Origin of the sequence: Streptomyces sp. NPDC001507 (assembly GCF_042894765.1) — a bacterium.
GTDB lineage: Bacteria > Actinomycetota > Actinomycetes > Streptomycetales > Streptomycetaceae > Streptomyces.
This window is the reverse complement of the sequence record NZ_JBIAVV010000007.1, coordinates 443752-466382: the sequence shown is the minus strand read 5'-3', so window position 1 is coordinate 466382 and position 22631 is coordinate 443752. Positions and strand designations below refer to the sequence as shown.

Genomic DNA, 22631 nt, shown 5'->3' with positions numbered 1-22631 from the left:
CGGGGGCACCCCCAGCGCCCCTGAAAGGGCGCGTTGTGGCTGGCGTCTGTCGATGCAGCCCCGCGCCCCTCGGGGGGCGCGGGGCGCACGTCAGCCTCGGGCGAACGGGCCGTCCAGGGCCGCCCACTGCAGCAGCATGATGGTCTTGGCGTCGGCGATCTCGCCCGTTCGGATCATCTCCAGGGCGCGCCGGAAGGGGAGTTCGAGGATCTCGATGTCCTCGCCCTCCTCGTCGAGGCCACCGCCCTCGTGGGTGCGGGTCGAGGGGCCGTAGGCGGCCGCGTAGAACGAGATCCGCTCGGTGACCGAGCCCGGGCTCATGTAGACGTCGAAGACGTGCTCGACCTCGCCGACGGTGTGGCCCGTCTCCTCGACGACCTCGCGGCGCACCGCGTGCTCCGGGTGCTCGGCCTCGTCGTCCAGGAGCCCTGCCGGGGTCTCGACCAGCATGCCGTCGGGGTGACCGTTGACGTAGACCGGGAACCGGAACTGCCGGGTGAGCAGTACGGTTTCGCGATCGGCGTCGTAGAGGAGGAGCGTGGCGCCGTTGCCCCGGTCGTGGGTCTCGCGTTCCTCGGTGTGCCAGGTGCCGTCGGCGTGCTGGAGGTCGAAGGTGGTGGCCCGCTCGACGTACCAGTGACTGGACAGCAGTTTCACGTCCCGGACCTTCACACGGGGGTTGCCGGTCAGATCCAGACCGGCCCGGTCGAGACCGGTACGGCCCCGGCGGTCGGGGGTGTCGATCCCGGCGGTCATCGCAGTCCCGCCGTGCGGGCGAGGGCGTTCAGGTGGCTCATGGTCACCTGTCTACCACCCGCCCGCAGGGGCGCCCCGAAGGGGCGCTGGGGGTGCCCCCGGCCGAAGGCTGGGGGAGGAACTGCGCGACCAGCCACAACAAGCCCGCAGCCAGACGACAACGCCCCCTCGGCCCCTCCAGCGCAGCGCCTAGTGCACTTCGGCCCGCGCCGCCGGCCCCTCGTCGAGGAACCCGCCCGACTGGTGCCGCCACAGCTTGGCGTAGGCGCCCTCCGCGGCGAGCAGTTCGTGGTGCGTGCCCTGCTCGACGATCCGGCCACGGTCCAGGACCACCAGCCGGTCCATGGAGGCGACCGTGCTCAGCCGGTGCGCCACCACCAGTGCCGTGCGGCCCTCCATGAGCCGCCACAGCGCCTCCTGGACGAGGATCTCGCTCTCGGAGTCCAGCGCACTGGTCGCCTCGTCCAGGAGCAGGATCGGGGCGTCCCGGAGGATCGCCCGGGCCAGGGCGACCCGCTGGCGCTGGCCGCCGGAGAGCTTGACGCCACGCTCCCCCACCATCGTGTCGAAGCCGTCGGGCAGCGCGTCGGCGAACTCCGTGACGTGCGCGGCCTCGGCGGCCAGCCGGACCTCGGCGTCGGTGGCGTCCGGCCGGGCGAAGGCGATGTTCTCCCGCAGGGTGCGGTGGAACATCGCCGGGTCCTGCGGGACGTAGGCGATCTGGCTGCGCAGGTCGGCCTGGCGCAGCCGGCTGATGTCCTGGCCACCGATCGTGATCCGGCCGGCGTCGATGTCGGTCATCCGCAGCAGCAGCCGGGTGAGCGTGGTCTTGCCGCCGCCCGACCGGCCGACGAACCCGAACTTCGATCCGCTGGGCACGTCCAGCTCAAGCCCTTCGAACAGCGGTTTGGCACCCGCGTGGGCGAAGGAGACCTTCTCGAAGCGGACGCCTGCGGCCCGCGGCGCGAGCGGTTCCGGAGCCTCCGGGTCCACCACGGTCGGCGATTCGAGGAGCAGTTCGGTGAACTGGGCCGCCTCCGTCATGGAGCTCTCCATGCGCCGGTAGATCTGGTTGAACTCGAACATGATCCGCGTCGCGTTGGAGTAGTACGTGAAGGCGACCACGACCGCCTCCACGCTGTGCCCGCCACCGGCGAGCGCGACCGCGAGCAGCAGGCCCAGCGCGTTGGTCGCCACGGACATCGGCGCGACGAAGGTGTCGATGCGCAGGTTGCCGTAGTCCCAGGAGCGCAGGGTGCGCCGCCGTGACTCGGCGACCCGCGACCGGTGTTCGGCGGCCTCCCGCTCCTCCGCGGCGAACGCCCGGACCGTGTCCATGTTCATCAGGCTGTCGGCGACATGCCCGGACACCCGGGCGATGGCGTCCTCACGCTGGGCGACCAGCCGCTGCCGGTGGCGGATCAGCGGCACCACGCACACGCCGGTGACCGCGATCATCGTCAGCAGCCCGACGACCAGGAGCGGTTCATAGCGCCACAGCACCACCGACCCGAACGCGAGCGGTACGAAGCTGCCGACGATGTTGAAGGTCAGCGTGTCCGCGAACTCCTCGAAGCGGGTGGCGAAGCTCAGCACCCGCTTGGTGAGCGACCCGGCGAAGTTGTCGTGGAAGAACGCGGCGTCCTTGGCGAACAGTTCGTCCATGCCGATGACGTACAACTGCTCGATACCGAGGGCGTCCAGGCGGTTCAGACAGTGCAGACCGATCCGCCACAGCGCCTCCGCCAGCAGCAGGACACCGCCGAAGGCGAGGACGTACGGCAGGGTGGCGCCGAGGTCCAGGCCGTGGCCGTCGGCGATCCGGCCGACGAGCCTGGCCACCACCAGCGGTGCCAGGTAGTTGATTCCGATGTTGCCGAGCGCCGGCAGCAGCATTCCGGGCAGCGTGAGCCACTTGAGCCGGGCCAGCTCCCGTCCGTAGCAGCGCAGCGCGAGCAGGACCGCGCCCTGCCGGGGTCCGGTCGCAGGTAAATCGACTGAGGATGTCATCTCAACCCTGTGTAGTCGTCGTACGGCATGCCGAGTCGGCCGCCGCATGGTCCGCGACGGCCTGGAATCGGCAGGTCAGGAAAGGGAAGTGTCCCGCGGCGGGGGTTGCTCGGTCCACGTGTTTTTTCGTCGGCGACTACGGAGCGAACACACGCTCGACCGCTCTGGGCTCAGCCCAGCAGCAGCGACCTCGGCTGGGCGGAGAGCGCCTGGTCGAGGACGAGGGAGGCGGCGCCCACGGCGGCGACGTTCTCGCCGAGGGTGGTGGAGACGACCGCCGTCGGGTGGGTCGGCTTCACGAACGGGGAGCGGGCGACCATCGGTTCGATGACGGGCAGCAGCCGGTCGGCGAGCAGTTTCCAGGTCGGTCCGCCGAACACGATGGTGTCGACGTCCAGGAGGGTCGCCGCCGCGCAGACGCCCCGGCCGATCCGGATCGCGAGGCGCTCGATGATGCCGTCCGCCTGTGCGTCGCCCGCCGCGGCGAGTTCCACCAGCCGCTCCAGACCGCGCTGGGCGTCGGCCGGGTTCGTCACCGTGTACTCGGCTCCGAGCACGCCCAGGGCGACGCCCTCCTCGACGAGCGTCTTCGTCGAGGAGGCGGCGCCGAGGCCGCCGACCTCGCCCGCGTTCCCGGAGACACCGCGCAGCACGGTGTCCTCCACCACCAGGCCCATGCCGGATCCGGTGCCGAGGTAGAAGAAGAGCAGGTTGCGGCTGTCGGTGGCCGCTCCGGTCCAGCGCTCGGCGACGACGGCGGCCGTGACGTCCTTGTCGAGCAGCGCCGGGAACCCGGTCGCCTCGCTGAGCCGGTCGCGCAGCGGGTAGCGGCCCCAGCCGGGCAGTTCGGGCGGGTCCACGACCCAGCCGGCGGCCGCGTCGATGGGGCCGGGGGCGGCGATGCCGAGGCCGAGGACCCGCTCCCGGTCGGCACCCGACTCGGCGACGATCGCGGACACCGAGTCCGCCATGTCCGCGGCGATCGCATCGGTGTCGCCGCCGCTCGGTGTCACCACGCTGCGCTGGGCCACCACGGTGCCGAGCAGGTCGACCAGGACGCAGGTGATGACCGCGGGGTCGAGGTGCACCCCCACCGCGTAGCGGGCGGCGGGGACGACCTCCAGCAGGGTGCGGGGCTTTCCGCTGCCGGTGCTCTGCTTGCCCGACTCCCGGGCGACGCCCGAGTCGAGCAGCCGGCGCGTGATGTTCGAGACGGTCTGCGCGGACAGCCCGGTCGCCTGGGCGAGTTCCACCCGGCTCAGACCCGTGGGGTGCCGGCGGATGGCGTCCAGGATCACGGACTCGTTGAAGTCGCCGAGGCGCGGCAGGTTGGTGCCGCGCCGGATGGTGGGCTGCCCGGTGCTCGCCGTGCTCCCCGTCGTGCTGGTCACCGTGCTTCTCCCTGCCTCGGCCGGCGGCACCCCGCGCCCGCCCTTCCGACGCATTCGGTTGGTGGAATGGTAGGGCACGGCCCCTCGGCCTCGGCTCGACTTTGCGCGTACACGTCAGGCTCGTTCCGGGGTTCCGCCGGCCGGGCGCAGCCGGAGGGTCCGGATCTGGAACGGCCGGAACCCGAGGTCGACGGCCGCCTCGCCGGAGCCGGGCGCCAGCTCCTGCTCCGGCCGCTCCAGCAGGTCGCAGTCGTGCACGGCGGCGGTCGCGAAGCCCGCCGTGAGGCGGGCCCGGACCGCTCCCCCGCACGCCTCGTACAGGCGCACGACGACGTCACCGCTGCGGTCGTCGGCGAGCTTGACCGACTCCACCACGACATCGGTGGTGTCCAGGGCGACCAGCGCCCGGGCCGCGGCCGGGGCGGGCCGCAGCGGCAGGTTCAGGGCGTAGCCGCCGGCCACGGCCTCCTCGACGCCGGCGCCGGTGAGCAGCGCGTAGCCGAAGCCGTGCCGGCCACGGTCGGCCTGCGGGTCCGGGCTGTGCGGGGCCCGCAGGAGGGAGAGCCGGAGGGTGGTGGTCGTACCCCCGTCGTCGCGGGTGTCGCGGCGGACGTCGTGGCCGTACGTGGAGTCGGTGAGCAGGGCGGCGCCCCAGTGGCGTTCGCCCACGTGCACGAAGCGGTGCGCCCACAGTTCGAAGCGGGCCGCGTCCCAGCTGGTGTTCTCGTGGGTGGGCCGCCGGACGTGCCCGAACTGGATCTCGGCGCTCTCCTGGTCCGCGTGCACGTCCAGCGGCCAGGCCGCCTTGAGCACGGTGTCCCGCTCCTGCCAGTCGATGTCGTTGCGGACGCTCACCTGACGGCTCTCGGCGGCCATCTCGACGTACTGCACGAACCGCGAGGATCCGTAGGCGCGCTCGACCCGCACCGACGCGAGCAGCGGTCCCGCGTCCACGAGTGTCACCGACTCGGCCTCGTCCAGGTCGCGCACGGTGTCCCGGTAGTAGGGGTCGAGGTTCCACGCGGACCACAGGTTGGGGTCGTCCGGGTGGAGTTGCAGGAGGTTCCCGGCGGCTCCGGGAGCGATCGCCTCGCGCCGGGCCGCGTGGTCGTACACCGAGGTGAGAAGACCACGGCTGTCGACGACGACGGTCAGCACCCCGTTGTCGAGGACGAAGCCGCCGTCGCGCGCGGTGGCGGTGACCGAGCCGTGGGGCCCCTCGACCGTGGAGCCGGAGGCGAGCGCGCCCGCCTCGGCGAGGACGGCGGTACGGCCGTCCGACAGGCGCTGGCCGTCGGCGGCCCCGGGGACGGCCACGACCTCACGGCGCGGGTACGGCCCGGCGTTGAGCAGCGCCGGCGGGCCGGGCAGGCAGGCCACGGCCTCCTCGATCAGCGTCTCCAGCTCCGCGTGGATCTCGGCGTACTCCCGCTCGGCCTGCCGGTGCACCCAGGCGATGGAGGAGCCGGGGAGGATGTCGTGGAACTGGTTGAGCAGCACCCGCCGCCACAGCGACTCCAGCCGCTCGTACGGGTACGGCGCCCCGGCCCGGACGGCGGCGGTGGCGGCCCACAGCTCGGCCTCGCGCAGCAGCGCCTCGCTGCGCCGGTTACCGCGCTTGGTGCGCGCCTGGCTGGTGTAGGTGCCGCGATGGTTCTCCAGGTACAACTCACCTCGCCACACCGGAAGTCGGTCCTTGTACTCGGCGCGGGCCGCGGCGAAGAACGCGTCCGGGGACTCGATGACGACCTTCGGGGAGCCTTCCAGGTCGCGCAGCCGGCGGGCCTTCTCCAGCATCGAGCGGGTGGGACCGCCCCCGCCGTCGCCGTGGCCGAACGGGGCCAGCGACCGGGTTGCCGCCCCCTTGTCGGCGAAGTTGCCTTCGGCGTGGGCGAGTTCAGCCGCCGTGAGGGAGGCGACGTAGCTGTCGACGGGCGGGAAGTGGGTGAAGATCCGGGTGCCGTCGATGCCCTCCCAGGCGAAGGTGTGGTGCGGCAGCCTGTTCGTCTCGTTCCAGGAGAGCTTCTGGGTGAGGAACCACCGGGCGCCGGCCAGCCTGGCGAGCTGCGGATAGGCGGCGGTGTAGCCGAAGGAGTCGGGCAGCCACACGCCGTGCTGCTCGACGCCGAACTCCTCCGCGAAGAAGCGCCGCCCGTACACGAGTTGGCGGGCGAGCGCCTCACCGCCGGGCAGATTGCCGTCCGCCTCCACCCACATACCGCCGACCGGCACCCAGTTCCCGTCGGCCGCGGCCTTCTTCATCCGGGCGAAGATCTCCGGGCGCTGCTCCTTCATCCACGCGTACTGCTGCGCCGAGGAGCAGGCGAAGACCAGCTCGGGGTACTCCTCGGCCAGCGTGGTCATGTTGGCGAAGGTGCGGGCGCACTTGCGCACGGTCTCCCGCACCGGCCACAGCCACGCCGAGTCGATGTGGGCGTGGCCGACGGCGGCGACGGTGTGCGCGGAGGCGTGCGCGGGCCGGGACAGCACCTCGGCCAGCCGCTCCCGGGCCGCGGCTGCCGTCCGCGCCACGTCGGCCGGGTCGACGGCGTCGGCGGCCCGGCGCAGCGCGTGCAGGATCTCGTGCCGCCGGCTGGATCCGGGCGGCAGTTCGTGCATCAGTTCGTCGAGGACCTCGATGTCGTGGACGAGATGCCAGACCTCGTCCTCGCGCACCGCGATCTCGGCCTGGAGGAGCCGGTAGAGGGGTGCGGTGCCCGCGGTGTCGGGCGAGCCGAAGTGGACGCCCACGCTCGCGCTGGCGACGATCGGCGGGTTGGCGGCCAGCTCGACCAGCAGGTCGACCCGGTCGCCACCGGCGGCGGAGCCGGCCAGCAACACCGTTCGGTGGTACGGGTGCAGGCCCTGGATCGGTGCCCCCTGGGCGTCGTGGACCAGACCCTCCGCCTGGCCGCCGGGTCCCCTGGTCAGGTCGAAGTCCAGGTCGAAGACGGCCTCGACGCGCCGGCCCGCCCACTCCGCGGGGATCTCCGCGCTCGCCCGCAGCCAGGTCGTCGCCCAGGGGCCGCCCCAGGCGTTGCCGAGCGTGAACGGCGTGTAGTCGGCGCGCAGCGCGTCGGCGACGGGGACCGGTTCGCCGTCCACGAACCAGGCGCTCAGCTCGAAGGGGCGCGCGGCACTGTAGAGGGCGGGGCGCACGATCCGGTCCAGCAGCTTGCGGATCCGGGTCTCGGTGATCCGGCGGTCGTCATGCACGGTGCTGGTCCTTCCGGATGTCGTCGTCGGGGTGGGGCAGCAGGAGGGTGTCCCGGGTGCCGTCCGGCCAGGTCACCTCCGCGAGCAGGGTGCTGCCCTCGGCGCGCGCGGTGACCTCGGGCAGGGCGGCGGGGTCGGCACCGCCGAGGTGGATCAGGGCGACGTGCAGGGTGCCGTGGGCGACGGGCCCGTCGGTCTCGGCGAAGGGGGTGGCGGACGGGGAGCCGAGCGCGTTGCTGTCGGTGCTTGTGGCCACGGCGGCCCGCGGCAGAGCCCGTTCACCGACGACGAGCGAGACCAGCCCGTCGTCGCCGGCTACCCGGGCGGTAGCGCCGGGGGCCGCGTCGTCACCGGCGCCCCGGGCGGCGACGCCGACGGCCCCGGTGGCCGCGCCGTGGTCGTCGTCGCCGGTCCTGGCGGGGACGTCGTCCGCCCGGCCGGCCAGGGCCCAGCCGCCGACGCGCAGCACGTGCCCGTCGCCGGGGTCGCCGTCGACGCGCACGGCCCGTACCTCGACCGAGCCGCGCAGCGCGGATCCGACGGTGATCCAGGGGCCCGGGGTGTAGTGGGTGTCGGGTCCGCCGAACGGGTCCCAGGTCGCGTCCGCGGGCCAGTGCGCGCGGGAGCGGGAGACGGCCGTGGCACCGTCCAGGGACACCCGGGTGGCCGGGCGCCGGTGCGAGGCGCGGCCCGCGGCGTCAAGGAGCACCACGGCGTTGTCGAGCGGGTCGGCATCCGCGCTCCCGCCGGGACGGGTCGGGTCGCCGGGTGTCTCGGGCGCGGTGTGCGTCGAGTAGGCGAACCGCGCGTAGCAGGGGTCGTCCGCGTGCGGGCGGGCCGGGTCGGCGTGGTCGCCGCCGTGGTTGACGACGCGTACCACGCCGTCGGCGGCGGTGCCCGAGACCAGCCAGCCGGGAGCGGCCAGGGGGCGCGTGAAATCCCCTTGTTCCACGGCGAGTCGTCGCTCCGGCTCGGTCCACACCGGGTGGTCCGGCGGCAGCAGGAGGCCGATGAAGCCCTTCGACGCCCAGTACGGGGAGGCGGGGCCCGAGTACACCTGGAGGATGCCGCGGAACGGGCGCCGCCAGCCGAGGCTGAGCAGGCCGTCGGCGTCGGTGCCGAAGTGGCCGAGCATGCGGTTGGCGGCCGCCCGGGTCTCCCCCGGCGCCAGCGGGGTGGCGTCGAACAGGGCGCCGGTCCACAGCGGGGCGAGCGCCGCGTGCCGGTAGGTGAGCGAGCGGCCCTGGATCAGCGGCGAGCCGTTGGCGCCGATCAGGTGCCGCTGGTCTTCCAGGAAGCGGTGCAGCCGGGCCCGGTAGCGGTCGAGGAGCCCGGTGGGCGCGGCGGCGCCGAGGATGCGGCAGAACCACAGCGGGTAGAGGTGCATGGCCCAGCCGTTGTAGTGGTCGAAGTTGCGCCGCTCGCCGCCGGTGAGGCCGTCGGAGTACCAGCCGTCGCCCGCGTACCAGCCGTCGGTGAGCGCGATGACCCGGTCCAGGTCCTGCCGGCGCCACTCGCCGCCGACCGTGCGGGCGAACGCCTCGGTGACGCCCTGGAACCAGATCCAGTTGTTGCCGGGCATGGCGTCGCCGGCCATCGGGGCGAGCCAGTCGAGGATCCGCTGTCTGACCCGGTCGTCGAGGCGGTCCCAGATCCAGGGCCGGGTCTCGTGCAGGGCGAGGGCCACGGAGGCGGCCTCGACCTTGGCCTGGTTGCGCTCGGCGAAGGTGGGCCAGCGGTTCGGGTGGCCGGGGTCGGTGCCGGCGGCCAGCCCGGCCGCGTACCAGCCGGCCAGGTCGTGCGGGTCGGCCCCGCCCGCCCCCGCCAGCCGGAGGCCGGCCAGCAGGAACGTACGGGCGAAGCCCTCCAGGCCGTCGCTGAGTTCGCCGTTGGCGCTGGGCACTCCGGGGAGCCGGACCAGCGCGTGGTCCTCGGTGGCGTACGGCCGGACGGCGAGCAGCATCCGGTCCGCGGCCGACTCCCAGTGGGCGCGGTCCTCGGCTGGTGTGCGGTTCATGAGTTCCGGGTCTCCCATGCCTGTTCGAACTCGGCGCGGATCTGGTCCTCTTGCGGGTGTCGTCCAGGAGGGTGCCGGCCACCCCGCACCCGGTACGAGTACGTAAATCCGATCGATGGGTCAACGTGAATGCTTCCGCCAGGCAAATTGGTGGGTGGTTCGCGGCCTACGGGAGGAGCGCAGGGCGGCCGCGCCCGGAGCGCCCCGGTCAGGCCAGTCGGTGCAGCGCCTCCCGGGTCACCTCCCCGAGCAGTGGCTCACCGGGCGCCCAGCGCTCGACCTCCGCGACCGCGTACCGGCCCAGGCGGCGCACCTCACTGCCCTGGGCGCCGGCGATGTGCGGGGTGACCAGCAGGTTGGGCAGGGACAGCAGAGGATGGCCCGGCGGCAGCGGTTCGGGGTCCGTCACGTCCAGGTACGCCTCCAGCCGGCCGGACGCGCACTCACGGGTCAGCGCCTCGGTGTCGACGATGGCGCCGCGGGCCGTGTTGACGAGCACGCCGCCGTCCGGGATCAGGGCGAGCATCCCGGCGTCCAGCAGACCGGTCGTCTCCGGCAGCAGCGGCGCGTGCACGCTGACCACCGCCGAAAGGCGGCACAGCTCGGCCAGGCCGACCCGCTCCGCGCCCAGCCGGGCCGCCTGCACCGCGGGGTCAGGCGCACGGCAACCGCAGCGTCACCAGCTGGAACGGCCGCAGGGCCAGGACGACGGCACCGTCCGCCGTGGCGGGCGGCTCGGTGTCCGGGAGCGGGCGCTCCAGCAGGTCGGTGAGGACGGCCCGGTCCGCCGCGAAGCCGCTGCCGCGGACGGTGGCGCGGGCCCGGCCTCCGTGCGCCTCGTAGAGCCGGACCACGAGGTCGCCGCTGCGGTCGTCGGCCAGCTTCACGGCGCTGACGACGACGGCCTCGTTGTCCACCGTCACCAACGGCGGCACCGCGGCTCCGGCTCCGGTGACCCGGCGCTCGGGGAGGTTGGCCCGGTAGCCCTCACGGACGGCGTCCCCGATCGTCGCACCGGGCACCAGGGCGTGGTGGAAACGGTGCACTCCCTGGTCGGTCTCCGGGTCCGGGTAGCGGGGCGCGCGCAGCAGCGACGCCCGTACGGTGGTGGTCGTGCCCGCGTCGGTGCCGGTGCGCACGGCGCGGGTCACGTCGTGGCCGTAGGTCGCGTCGTTGACGACGGCGACGCCCCAGCCCGGTTCGTCCAGGTGCACGAACCGGTGGTTGCAGGCCTCGAACTTGGCCCATTCCCAGCTGGTGTTCTGGTGGGTGGGCCGGTGGACGTGCCCGAACTGGGTCTCGGAGGCGTACCGGTCGGCCTTGACGTCGAGCGGGAAGGCGAGCTTGAGGAAGCGCTCGGTCTCGTGCCAGTCCACCTCGGTGTCGATGTCGAGGCGTTTGGCGTCCGCGGGGACCGACAGCAGCTGGGTGACGCGGGAGCCGCCGAAGGCCCTCTCGACGCGCACCGCACCGCCCTCGGCCTCCAGTGCGGTGACCTCGGTGAGGTCGCTGCCGACGTTGCGGTAGAAGGCGTCGACGTCCCACGCGTCCCACTGGTTGGGGAAGTCGGGGTGCAGCTGGAGCAGGTTGGCGGCCTGTCCCGGTGCGATCGCCTCCCGGTCGGCGGCCCGGTCGTAGACCGAGACCACCAGTCCCCGGCCGTCGATCTCGACCCGCAGCAGATGGTTGTCGAGCACGTAGCCGCCGCCCTCGCGCGGGACGGGTGCCGCGGTGCCGCCCTGGACGGCCTGCGCCGAGGCGCTCCCTGCCGGGACTCCGCGGCGGGCATGCGGGGCGGAGTTGAACACCAGCTCCCGCGTCCCCTCCCCCGCCAGGGCCCGCTGCGCCGCGCCGATGACGTCCTCCAGCTCCCCGGCCAGCCGCGCGTAGGTCTCGCGGGCCTCGCGGTGCACCCAGGCGATGGACGAGCCGGGCAGGATGTCGTGGAACTGGTGGAGCAGGACCGTCTTCCAGATCCGGTCCAACTCCTCGTAGGGGTAGGGGAACCCGGTGCGCACCGCGGCCGTCGCGGCCCACAGCTCGGCCTCGCGCAGCAGGTGTTCGCTGCGCCGGTTGCCGCGTTTGGTCTGCGCCTGGCTGGTGAGGGTGGCGCGGTGCAGTTCGAGGTAGAGCTCGCCGACCCAGACGGGCGGGTCGGGGTACTCGGCCTCGGCCTTGGCGAAGAAGTCGGCGGGCGCCTCCCATTCGACGGTGGCCGAGCCCTCCAGGCTGCGCAGCCGGGCCGCCTTGGCGACCATCTCACGCGTCGTGCCGCCGCCTCCGTCGCCGTACCCGGTCGGCGCGAGGGAGCGGGTGGCGACGCCCTTCTCCTTGAAGTTGGCTGCCGCGTGCGCGATCTGACGTCCCGCCATCTCGCAGTTGTAGGAGTCGACGGGCGGGAAGTGGGTGAAGATCCGGGTGCCGTCGATGCCCTCCCACTGGAAGGTGTGGTGCGGGAAGCTGTTGGTCCGGCTCCAGGAGATCTTCTGGGTGAGCAGGCGGGTCGAGCCCGCCGCCCTGATGATCTGCGGCAGTCCCGCGGCGAAGCCGAAGGTGTCGGGCAGCCACGCCTCGTCGTTCTCGATCCCGAACTCCTCGAGGAAGAACCGCTTGCCGTGCACGAACTGACGGGCCATCGCCTCCGAGCCCGGCATGTTGGTGTCCGACTCCACCCACATCCCGCCGGCCGGCACGAACCGCCCGTCCGCGACGGCCTTCTTCACCTTCGCGTACACCTCGGGCCGGTGCTCCTTGATCCAGGCGAACTGCTGGGCCTGGGACATGGTGAAGACGAACTCGGGCTCCTCCGCCAGGAGGGCCGTCATGTTGGAGGCCGTCCGGGCCACCTTGCGGACCGTCTCGCGCAGCGGCCACAGCCACGCCGAGTCGATGTGCGCGTGCCCGACCGCGCTGATCCGGTGCGCGGAGGGTACGGCGGGGGCGGCGAGGACCTCGGCGAGACGGGAACGGGCCTCGGCCGCCGTGCCGTTCACGTCCTGGAGGTCGACGGCGTCGAGCGCCCGGCCGACCGCACGCAGGATCTCAAAGCGGCGCGCCCCGTCGACGGGCAGCTCCGCCATGAGCTCACCGAGCACCTCCAGGTCCATGACCAGGTTCCACACCGTCTCGTCGAAGACCGCCAGCCGCATCTCGCCCAGCACGTACTGGGGCGCGTCGCCCGCGGTCGTCCGGTCGCCCATCGGGGTGGGCTGGAACGGCACGCCGCTCGCGTCGAGGTCGGGGTTGGAGGCGGCCTCGATGCGCCAGTGGACCTGCTCCCCGCCGGCCACCGGCGAGCCGACGCGCACGTGGGAGTTGCGGGGATGCAGGCCCTTCACCGGAGTCCCGTCGCGCAGGTGGACGAGGCCCTCGCACTGGAAGCCCGGGGTGCGCGGGGTGAAGCCGAGGTCGAGGACGGCCTCGACCGTCCGGCCGGCCCACTCGGCGGGGACGGTGCCGGTGACCTTGAACCAGCTGGTTCCCCACGGCGTGCCCCACGAGGTACCCGGGGTGATGGGGCGGGTCGGGGCGGCCAGCCCCTCGGCCACCGGGACGGGTTCACCCGGGGTGGACCAGATCTCCACGCTCAGCGGTGTGGTGAGGGGGTGGACGGCGGGACGGATGCGCTCCTTGAGGACGCGTGCCAGACGTGCCTCGACCAGGTTCCGGTCGTCGTGCATGAAGGGGGTCTCCTGTTGCGAGGGAGGGTCGTTGGAGCGGTGCCGGTGTTCCGGGGGTTCAGCGGCTCGCCCACAGCAGGCCCTTTCGGCCGGCGTGCGTGCCTCGCCGGAAGTCGGTGGTCAAGGTGATCGCACGCTCCCATCGGCGCCGCAGGGGTGGGCACGGCGGTCGGTGTCCAAAGGGCGGGTCGGGCGGGGGCCATGTGAACCTATGAACGCCTCCACGGTTTGTCAATACGTTTTACGAACCGTGAATGGCACGCTCATGCCAAAACCGACCGACCTCGCGCGGGCACCGACCCAATCCGCCTTCGCACAGACATCGGCCCACGCCGTCGCAGGGAAGCCGACCTCACCGTTCCGGGCGCCCCAGGCCTGGAGCGCCGTCCCGGCCGACCGGAAAGGCCGTCCCCGGACCCGCCGATCGCGCCGGCGAGTCCAGCGACGGCCACCGACTATCCGATTATTCCATCGCCTTGATTAACTAACGTCCGCTCGGAGCCCGGTACCGCTGCCAGTCCGGTTCCTGGAGTTCGAGGAGCCGGGCGATGTCCGTGGCCTCGGGCAGCGGCCCGTGATCCCCCGTCACCCCGAGCGCGGACACGGCGGTGAGGTGACCGAGCCGGAGGGCGCGGGGCAGCGGCTCCGCGCGCAGCAGCCCGGCCAGGAAGCCCGCCGCGAAGGCGTCGCCCGCCCCGACCGGTTCCACCACGGCCGTCCGCAGCGCGGGCACCGTGCAGGCGCCCTCCCCGGTCAGGGCGGTCGCGGCTCGGGCGCCGTCCTTGACGACGAGGATCCGCGGGCCGGGCAGCAGGTCCCGCAGGCCCGTGACGGTCAGGTCCGCGTCCCACAGCTGCTGGGCCTCGTCCAGGCCCACGAAGACGATGTCGGCACGGTCGGCGAGGGCGCGCAGCACCCTCGGCGCGGTGCCGTCCGGCCACAGCGCGGCCCGGTGGTTGACGTCGAAGCTGACGGCGTACGGCCGTTCGGCGGCAGGGGTGTCCAGGGCCCGCGTCACCAGGGCGCGGCAGGAGGCGGAGAGGGCGGGGGTGATGCCGGTGAGGTGCAGGAGGGCGGCCGAGCGCACCGGTTCGCCGTCGAGCAGATCGGGGCCGAGGGCCGAGGCCGCCGAGCCGGCGCGGTAGTAGTGGACGCCGGTTCCGGCCGGTCCCGGGTTCTTGAGGAGGAGGCCGGTGGGCCGGTGCGGGTCGGTGCGCACCCGCGTCACGTCGACCCCGGCGGCGGCGACCGCGGCGCACACCCGGCGGCCCAGCGGATCGTCGCCGACGGCCGAGAGCCAGTGGACCGGAACGCCGTGGTCGGCGAGGTACATGGCCACGTTCGACTCGGCTCCCGCGACGGACAGCCGCAGCTGCCCGGCCTCCGCCAGCGGCCGGGGCGGGTCGGGGACGAGGGCGGCCATGGTCTCGCCGAGGCAGACGACCGGTCCCGGAGCCGGACGCCAGGCAGCCGTCACGCGGGCCCCTCCTCCCCTGCGACGGCGCGGAACGCGCGGGCCCGGTCGCGCAGCGCGCCGATGCTGCCGCCGTCCGCCGCGTCCCCGACGAGGGGCGAGCCGACGCCGACCGCGGTGGCCCCGGCGGCCAGGTAGGCCCGCGCGGCCGCCACGTCGACGCCGCCGACCGGGACGAACGCCGCGTCCGGGAACGGCCCGCGCAGCGCCTTCAGATAGGCCGCTCCCCCGGCCTCGGCGGCCGGGAAGAGCTTCAGGGCGGCCGCGTCACGGGCCTGCGCCGCGATCACGTCGGTGGGGGTCAGCACGCCCGCCAGGACCGGCATGCCGAGTTCCCGCGCGGTGTCGGCACCGGCGCCGAGACCGGGGGTGACGGCGAAGGCGGCGCCGGCGCGGTGGGCGGCGTGCGCGTCGGCGGCGGTCAGCACCGTGCCGGCGCCCAGCGGGTGGCCGGGGCCGAGTTCCTTGTGGGCCCGCGCGATGACGGTGAGGGCGTCGGCGCCGCTGAGCGACACCTCGATCAGTTCGATGCCCTCCTCGGTCAGGGTCATTACGGTGCGCAGGGCGGCGTCCGGGTCGCCGCCGCGCACGATGGCGAGCAGGCGGCGGGCGGCGAGGGCGGCTCGCAGATCCACGAGCGGGGCTCCTTCCATGGTCAGCGGGGGCACGGGCAGGACGTGCCGACGGTGAGCCGCCAGCGCACCTCGCCCGAGGCGGGGACGCGGGCGGCGTCGTCGGGGCCCGCGTCGGCCAGGTCGAAGACGCGGCCGAGCATCGGCTCCACGCCTGTACTGCGATAGGGCCGGCCGGCGGGGAAGCCGCCGAGGTTGCGCCACAGGGCGACCGACACCGGCTGGCCCGCCGCCTCGACGGCGAAGCCGAGCCGGTCCGCGCCGTCGTGCACACAGCACCGGCCGCCGGCCACCACGGCCCCGACCGCCGTACCGTCGTTCGGCCCGAACCGGTCGAGCCGCAGCCCCTGGGGGGCCGGCCAGTCGCCCTCCACCCAGGGGGCACCGGCGGGCCAGGGACGGCCCAGCAGGGGCGCCGCCTCCGGGAAGAGCCGGGTGGTCGCCCCCTCCCGGGCCCGTACGACGGCCTCCTCGGAGAGGTCGAGGAGCGCGTGGGCGGCCCAGAGGAAGCGGAAACCGGGCTCGGCCGTGAGCACGTAGGCGGCCTCGACACCGTCGTCCGTACCGCGCAGCGTGCGCGTCAGGGCGAAGCGGTCGCAGCGCACCGTCTCTCCGTCCCCCTCCCCGTCCCGCGTCCAGGGCCGGGACCACGCGTCCCCGTGGTCGGGGGTGCCGCGCACGGTCGGGACGCACTCCTCCAGCCCTCCCGCGTCCACGAACGCGTCACCCGGTGCGACACCCTCGCGTTCGGGGCTCGCGCGCCGCCACAGCCACTCGCGGCCGCCCTGACGCAGCGACGTCCAGCGGCCGCCGTGCGCGAGGTCGGTCACGACGTCGAGCGGCACGGTCACCACTCCGCGAAGGAGCCGTCGGCGTGCCGCCACACCGGGTTGCGCCACTGGTGCCCGGCGCGGTCCGCGGCGCGGACGGCCGCCTCGTCGAGGGTGATGCCGAGGCCGGGGGCGTCACCGCGGTGCGCGTGCCCGTCCACGAACCGGAAGGGTTCGGGGTCGACGAGGTAGGAGAGCAGGTCGGCGTCCTTGTTGTAGTGGATGCCCCGGCTCTGCTCCTGGATGAGGAAGTTCGGGGTGGCGAAGGCGACCTGGAGGCTGGCCGCGAGGGCGATGGGCCCGAGCGGGCAGTGCGGGGCGAGCTGGGCCCCGTAGGTCTCGGCGAGCGAGGCGATGCGGTGCACCTCGGAGATGCCGCCGGCGTGCGAGAGGTCCGGCTGGGCGACCGCGACGCCGGCGGCGAGGACGGGCAGGAACTCGGCGCGCGAGTACAGGCGTTCGCCGGTGGCCAGCGGCACCGGGCTCGCGGTGACCAGGCCGGGCAGCAGGTGGCCCTGTTCGGGGACGACCGGCTCCTCCACGAACAGCGGGTGCAGCGGCGCGAGTTCGGTGAGGACGCGGCGGGCGCTCGCGACCGTGAAGCGGCCGTGGAAGTCGACGGCGACGTCCCGGTCCGGGCCGAGGACGTCCCGGGCGGCGCTCACCCGGGCCACCACGGCCGCCGTCTCCGCGGCCGTCGCCAGCGGCGAGGTGGCCCCGGCGGCGTTCATCTTCACCGCGGTGAAGCCCGCTTCGACCTGGGCGGCTATCTGCTCGGTCAGCTGGGCGGGTTCGTCGCCGCCGACCCAGGCGTACACCCGCACCCGGTCGCGCACCGGACCGCCCAGCAGGGCGTGCACGGGCGCGCCGTAGGTCTTGCCCGCGATGTCCCACAGGGCCTGGTCGAGGCCCGCGACGGCGCTCGACAGCACAGGACCGCCCCGGTAGAAGCCGCCCTTGGTGAGCACCTGCCAGTGGTCCTGGATGCGCAGCGGGTCCTGCCCCACCAGGTACTCGGCGAGGACGTCCACGGCCGCGCGGACGACCTCGGCGCGGCCCTCGACGACGGGCTCGCCCCAGCCGACCACTCCGTCGTCGGTCTCGACGCGGCAGAACAGCCAGCGTGGCGGGACGAGGAAGGTCTCTATCCGCTCGATCTTCACCGGTCGCCGCTGCCTTCCGTGTCGTTGCTTCCGGTCCCCTCTTCGGGGCTGTCCAGCCGTGCCAGGTCGCGGCCCGCCTGGTCGAGCAGGGCCCGCATGGCCGTCTCGGCCGCCTGCGGGTCGCGGTCGCGCACCGCGTCCAGGACGGCGCGGTGGGCGGGAACGGGGTCCTCGCTGTGCGGGGAGCTGTGCACGATCCGGTCGCGGTGGGCGAGTCCCGACTCGATCACCATCTCCATGCGTTCGAGCAGTTCGTTGTGGGTGGCGGCGAGCAGGGCGCGGTGGAAGGCGAGGTCGGCGTCGACGGCGTGGCCCGGGTCGGTCTCCTCCCGCCCCATCGCCTCCACCGCCGTCTCCAGCAGCAACAGGTCGGCCTCGGTGCGGCGTTCGGCGGCGAGCCGGACGGCGGCAGGTTCGATGATGGCGCGGACCTCGGCGAGGTTGCGCAGCAGCGACCATTCCGCGCCGGTCGTCCCGCCGCCCTCGAACTGCCACCGCAGCACGTCGGCGTCGAGCAGGTTCCAGTCCGCTCGGGCCCGTACGAAGGTGCCGCGTTTCTGGCGGGCGTCGACCATGCCCTTGGCGGCGAGCACCTTGAGGGACTCGCGCAGGGCGGTGAGGCTGACGTCGAGTTCGCTCTGCAGCGCCACCAGGTCCAGCGTGGCCCCTTCCGGGATCTCGCCACCCAGGATGCGGCGCGCCAGGGCCTCCACGGTCTGGCCGTGCACGCCGCGGCGGGCGTAGGGCGTCATGTCGTACAGCCTTTCTCTTCCACGTTCCGGTCCTCGTTCTGGTCCAAGGGCGTCATGCGGAGGCCTTCACGACGCTCCAGCCGCCGTCCACGACAAGACTCGACCCGGTGATGTAGGAGGCCTCGTCGGCGCAGAGGAACGCGATCGCGGCGGCCACCTCCTCGGGGGTGCCGAAGCGGCGGGCGGCCGTCTGGGCGATGCTGCGTTCCCGTTCCGCGGGCTCCACCCGGTCCCAGGCCCCGGTCAGGATCGGCCCGGGGAGTACCGCGTTGACGCGGACCTCGGGCCCGTACTCGACGGCGAGCTGCCCGCACAGGGACAGCAGGCCGCCCTTGGCCGCGGCGTAGGCGGGGTGGCCGGGGATGCCGGCGTGGGCGTGCACGGACGAGGTGAGGACGACGGCACCGCGGCGGGCGCGCAGGTCGGGCAGGACCGCCTTGACGCCGAGGAAGCCGCCGGTGAGGTTGACGGCGAGCTGCCGCTGCCAGGACGTCAGGGTCATCTCGCCGGCCGGCCGGACCTCGACGGTGTAGGCGTTGCTGACGAGCACGTCGACCGGGCCGAAGGCGTGGGCGGTGGTGACGATCCGCGCCCAGTCGTCCTCGGCGGCGACGTCCGCGTGCACGTAACGGGCCCGGCCGCCGTCCTTCTCGATCCCGTCCACCACGGCCTGACCGCGTTCGTCGGCGATGTCGGCGAGCACGACGGCCGCGCCCTCCCCGGCGAGGCGTGCGGCGGTGGCGGCACCGATGCCGGAGGCGGCGCCGGTCACCACGGCGGTGCGGCCGGTGAAACGGGCACCGTACCGTCGTACGGACTGGTCCATCGGGCTCCTTAGAGGGTGAGCTGCTGGAAACATATGCGGCCTACAGGCGGCTCAGCACCACCAGGTCGGCGTCGTGTTCGGCACTCCACGCGAACGGCAGGCCGTGGTGGAGCAGATGCGCTCCGCCGTACGACGTTCCGGTGGCCGTGTCCCGGTAGCGCGCCGCCGGGTCCAGGCCGCGCAGCCGGAGCCGGTCGGGGCGGCCGGGCAGCAGCGGCGCCCCGTCGAGGCGGCCGGTGGAGAGCGCGGCGACGACGGTACGGTCACCGGCGTCGAACTGCACGCCGCAGGTGGGGTCGTCCGGCGTGCCGAGCAGCCGGGCCTCGCCGTGGTGGACGACGTCCCGCACCTCCTTGTACCGGGCGGTCCACCGGGCGGCCTCGGCGCGCTGCTCCGGGGCCCAGGCGCGCAGGTCGGCGCCGATGCCGAGGACTCCGCACATGGCGTTGACGAAGCGGAAGGCGAGGCTGCGCGGACGCGGGTCGAAGATGCCGGGCGCGTCGGTGACCCAGGAACTCATGACGTGCGGCGCGTGGGCGTGCAGGAAGCCGTGCTGGACGCGCAGCCGGTCCATCGGCGCGGTGTTGTCGCTGGGCCAGACGACGTCGGTGCGGGCGATGGTGGCGTGCTCGATCCGTCCGCCGCCGCCGGCGCAGCCCTCGACGGTGACGCCGGGGTGGGCGGCGCGCAGGTGGTCGAGGACCCGCAGGTATCCGGCGACGTGCTCGGCGTCCAGGTCGACGAGGTCGGCGGGACCGGCGCCGGGGCGGCCGCGTTCGGTGGGCGGGCGGTTCATGTCCCACTTCAGGTAGCCGATGCCGTAGGTGCCGAGCAGCCGGTCGAGGGTGCCGATGACGAAGTCCTGGACGTCGGTCCGGCCCAGGTCGAGGAGCAGCTGGTTGCGGACGAGCCGGGCCGGGCGGCCGTCGACGCGGTAGACCCACTCGGGGTGTTCGGCGTGCAGCCGGCTGCCGGGGCTGACCGCCTCCGGCTCCACCCACAGGCCGAAGTCCATGCCGAGCGCGCGGATCTCCTCGACGAACGGGCCGAAGCCGCGCGGGAACGCGTCCGGGTCCGGGTACCAGTCGCCGAGTCCCCCGGTGTCGTCGGCGCGGCCGGTGAACCAGCCGTCGTCCACGACGAACAGCTCGGCTCCGATGCCGGCGGCGGCCTTCGCCAGCTCCAGCTGCCCGGCCGCGTCGACGTCGAAGCCGGTGGCCTCCCACGAGTTGTAGAGGACCTTGCGGGTGCGGTGCAGCCGGTCGCCGGAGAGGCGGCGTTCGTAGCGGTGCCAGACCCGGGACAGTCCGTCGAGGCCGTCCGGGCTGAACGCGCAGGCGAGGCGCGGAGTCGCGAGGGTCTGTCCGGGGGCCAGGCGCACCGCGCCCTCGTGCGGGACCCGCCCCGCGCGCACCCGTACGGCACCGCCCGGCTCGGCCTCCGCCGTGATGTGCCAGTTGCCCGGCCATTCGAGGGCGACGCCGTACGCGGCCTCCTCGTCCTGCACGGCGAGCCAGGGCGCGTACGCGTGGCCGGGCGCACCCTGCGTGCTGCCGATGGTGAACGTGCCTCTGGTGAGGTCGAGTCGGGTGCGCTGGAACTCCTGCGACCACTGACCGGAGAGATACGTCAGCCGGGCCGTGCCCCTGACGGGGACGTTGACGGCGGCCGAGTCGAGCCGTTCCAGGCGGAGTTCGGTGGTGGCGGTGAACTCGGCCCAGCGGAGGATCACGTCGGTGCCCGGGACGGTCTCGTAGCAGAGGACCGTGCGCAGGCCGGTCAGCCCGTCCACGAAGGCGAGCCGAAGGGATCCCGGCGCCTCCTCGGCGCCGTCGAACTCCCACCACACGCCGCGGTCCGCGCCCGGACCTGCCACCACCAGCTCGGACCCGGTGAACGGCCGCAGTCCGTACGGCAGATACTCGGCCGGGGCCGCGTCGGCGGGCGTGATGAAGTGGGTGCGGTGGGACCAGTCCAGGGCGGAGGGCCCGTCCTCGACGCCGAGCGGGCCCCAGGCGTCGAGCTCGGCCCAGGGGCCGTCCGGGGAAAGGCGGACGGTGTAGCTGGTGTGCTCCGTCCGCAAGGTCCAGCGCTGGTGGGTCACTTGACCGCTCCGAGGTTGAGGCCGGCGACGAAGTGCCGCTGGAAGCGCAGGAAGACGGCGACCGTGGGCGCGGCGGCGATGACCGACCCGGCCGCGACCACGTTCCACTCCGACACGTACTGGCCCTGGAGTCCGATGAGGGCGGCGGTGATCGGCATCTTGGTGTCGCTGCGCAGGACGGTGATCGCCCAGAGCAGGTCGTTGAAGATCCAGGTGAAGGACAGCGCGCTGAGGGCCGCCAGGGCGGGGCGGGTCAGCGGGAGGATGATCCGCCAGAAGATCTGCCAGGGCCCGGCGCCGTCCACGACCGCCGCCTGCTGGATCTCCGCCGGGATCGACCGCATGAACCCGTGCAGGACGAAGACGTAGAAGCCGACGCCGAAGCCGATCTGGACGCCGATCAGCGCGGGCAGGGTGTCGTAGACGCCCATCACCTCGCTGAGCTTGGAGACGGGGATGAGCAGGATCTGCGGGGGCAGCAGGTTGCCGCCGAGCATGAGCAGCAGCAGAGCGCGCCGGAACGGGAGTTCGTAGCGGCTGAGGGCGAACGCGGCCATCGCGGCGAGGGCCAGGGTCACCAGGACGCAGGGGATCGTGACGAGCAGGCTGTTGATCAGTGCCTGCTGCTGGCCGCCGTCGGTCCAGGCCCGGCCGAAGTTGCCCAGGGTGAAGGAGTGCGGCCAGCTGCCCAGGCCGTGGGCGGCGATGTCGTCGAAGGAGCGCAGGCTGGTCACGACGACCAGGGCGATGGGCAGCAGCCACAGGACGGCCAGGGCGCCGGCGCCGAGGTGGAATCCGGCGGTGGCCGCCCTTCTGCGGCGCAGCGCCGTGGAGTTGGCGGACATCAGTCGGCCTCCCGGAAGGCGCGGACGAGGTAGGAGGCGATGACGCCGAAGGCGAGGACGAAGATCACGACGGCGAGGGCGGAGCCGTAGCCGAGGCGCAGGGACTGGAAGGCGGTGGAGTACATGTAGGTGCTGAGCAGTTCGGAGGAGTGGTAGGGGCCGCCGCGGGTGAGGGACCAGACGACGTCGAAGGAGCGCAGTGAGTCGATGACGATGACCGACAGCACGACGGCGTTGACGCTGCGCAGCTGGGGCAGGGTGACGTGCCGGAACCGCTGCCAGGCGCTCGCGCCGTCGACCTTGGCGGCCTCGTAGAGCGCCGGGTCGATGCCCTTGAGGCCGGCCAGGTACAGCACCATGACGTAGCCGATCTGGCGCCACAGGGCGGGCACGATCACCGCGTACAGGGCGGTGTCCTGGTCGGCGAGCCAGGCGTGCTGGAGGCTGCCGAGGCCCACCCCTTCCAGTACCCGGTTGAGGACGCCGTCGGGCTGGTAGATCGCCTGCCAGACGAGCGCGGTGGCCACCAGCGAGAAGACCACCGGCAGGAACAGGGCGGCCCGGTAGAAGCCGACGCCGCGCCGCTCCTGCTGGAGCAGCAGCGCGGCGGCCAGGCCCAGGACGGCGGACAGGCCGCCGAAGAGGACCAGCCACAGCACGGTGTGGCCGAGCGCGCTGCGGAAGACGTCGTCGTGGGCCATCTCCCGGAAGTTGTCCAGGCCGACGAACTGCGGCGGGGAGACGCCGTCCCACTTGGTGAGGGCGAGGTAGAAGCCCTGCAGAGCGGGCCAGAACACCCACACGGCCTCGGCGAGCAGCGGGACCAGGACGAAGGCGAGGACCATCGGCGGGGTGCGCCGGGGGCCCCGGGCCCGCCTGCCGCTGAGGGGCAGGCGGACCGGGGTCTTCCGGTCGGGGGCGGTGAGTACGGCCAC

At 73.6% G+C, this 22631-nt stretch carries 16 protein-coding genes; all 16 read right to left on the bottom strand.

Going from position 1 to position 22631, the window contains the following annotated elements:
* Positions 1–90: 90 nt before the first annotated feature.
* Complete coding sequence (locus ACFY0K_RS24730) at positions 91–756, bottom strand: NUDIX domain-containing protein (protein WP_390641684.1); 666 nt, start codon at positions 754–756, stop codon at positions 91–93.
* Between the two features lie 189 nt (positions 757–945).
* On the bottom strand, positions 946–2766 hold the full coding sequence (locus ACFY0K_RS24725) for an ABC transporter ATP-binding protein (RefSeq protein ID WP_390641683.1): 1821 nt from the start codon (positions 2764–2766) through the stop codon (positions 946–948).
* Between the two features lie 170 nt (positions 2767–2936).
* On the bottom strand, positions 2937–4157 hold the full coding sequence (locus ACFY0K_RS24720) for an ROK family transcriptional regulator (protein ID WP_382732872.1): 1221 nt from the start codon (positions 4155–4157) through the stop codon (positions 2937–2939).
* Between the two features lie 114 nt (positions 4158–4271).
* A complete protein-coding gene (locus ACFY0K_RS24715) occupies positions 4272–7373 on the bottom strand; it encodes an alpha-mannosidase (RefSeq protein ID WP_390641682.1) in 3102 nt (1033 codons plus the stop codon).
* The gene (locus ACFY0K_RS24710; protein WP_390641681.1) at positions 7366–9390 is read right to left on the bottom strand and encodes a DUF2264 domain-containing protein; all 2025 of its coding nucleotides are present in this window, start codon (positions 9388–9390) and stop codon (positions 7366–7368) included. Before ACFY0K_RS24710 ends, ACFY0K_RS24715 begins: the two co-directional genes overlap by 8 nt.
* A gap of 208 nt (positions 9391–9598) precedes the next feature.
* The gene (locus ACFY0K_RS24705) at positions 9599–10036 is read right to left on the bottom strand and encodes an NAD(P)-dependent oxidoreductase (RefSeq protein ID WP_390641680.1); all 438 of its coding nucleotides are present in this window, start codon (positions 10034–10036) and stop codon (positions 9599–9601) included.
* Positions 10037–10043: 7 nt separating this feature from the next.
* A complete protein-coding gene (locus ACFY0K_RS24700) occupies positions 10044–13070 on the bottom strand; it encodes an alpha-mannosidase (RefSeq protein ID WP_390641679.1) in 3027 nt (1008 codons plus the stop codon).
* 484 nt (positions 13071–13554) lie between these two features.
* Entirely contained in the window at positions 13555–14547 is a 993-nt protein-coding gene (locus ACFY0K_RS24695) for a sugar kinase (RefSeq protein ID WP_390641678.1), read from the bottom strand.
* On the bottom strand, positions 14544–15179 hold the full coding sequence (locus ACFY0K_RS24690; protein ID WP_390641677.1) for a bifunctional 4-hydroxy-2-oxoglutarate aldolase/2-dehydro-3-deoxy-phosphogluconate aldolase: 636 nt from the start codon (positions 15177–15179) through the stop codon (positions 14544–14546). The genes ACFY0K_RS24695 and ACFY0K_RS24690 overlap by 4 nt, the downstream gene beginning before the upstream one ends.
* A gap of 20 nt (positions 15180–15199) precedes the next feature.
* Positions 15200–16027, bottom strand: coding sequence for a hypothetical protein (locus ACFY0K_RS24685; RefSeq protein ID WP_390641676.1), 828 nt, complete (start codon positions 16025–16027; stop codon positions 15200–15202).
* The gene (gene dgoD / locus ACFY0K_RS24680; protein ID WP_390641675.1) at positions 16024–17169 is read right to left on the bottom strand and encodes a galactonate dehydratase; all 1146 of its coding nucleotides are present in this window, start codon (positions 17167–17169) and stop codon (positions 16024–16026) included. The genes ACFY0K_RS24685 and dgoD overlap by 4 nt, the downstream gene beginning before the upstream one ends.
* Complete coding sequence (locus tag ACFY0K_RS24675; RefSeq protein ID WP_390641674.1) at positions 17166–17921, bottom strand: FadR/GntR family transcriptional regulator; 756 nt, start codon at positions 17919–17921, stop codon at positions 17166–17168. The genes dgoD and ACFY0K_RS24675 overlap by 4 nt, the downstream gene beginning before the upstream one ends.
* A 52-nt stretch (positions 17922–17973) precedes the next feature.
* Positions 17974–18747: an SDR family NAD(P)-dependent oxidoreductase gene (locus tag ACFY0K_RS24670; protein WP_390641673.1), complete on the bottom strand. Its 774-nt coding sequence runs from the start codon at positions 18745–18747 to the stop codon at positions 17974–17976.
* A 40-nt stretch (positions 18748–18787) separates the two neighbouring features.
* Positions 18788–20851 carry an alpha-galactosidase gene (locus ACFY0K_RS24665; RefSeq protein ID WP_390641672.1) on the bottom strand — a complete coding sequence of 688 codons (2064 nt, stop codon included), beginning with the start codon at positions 20849–20851 and terminating at the stop codon, positions 18788–18790.
* Positions 20848–21696, bottom strand: a complete 849-nt coding sequence (locus ACFY0K_RS24660; RefSeq protein WP_390641671.1) for a carbohydrate ABC transporter permease — start codon at positions 21694–21696, stop codon at positions 20848–20850. Before ACFY0K_RS24660 ends, ACFY0K_RS24665 begins: the two co-directional genes overlap by 4 nt.
* Positions 21696–22631 (bottom strand): carbohydrate ABC transporter permease, encoded by a 936-nt coding sequence (locus ACFY0K_RS24655; protein WP_382732909.1) that lies wholly within the window; start codon positions 22629–22631, stop codon positions 21696–21698. The genes ACFY0K_RS24660 and ACFY0K_RS24655 overlap by 1 nt, the downstream gene beginning before the upstream one ends.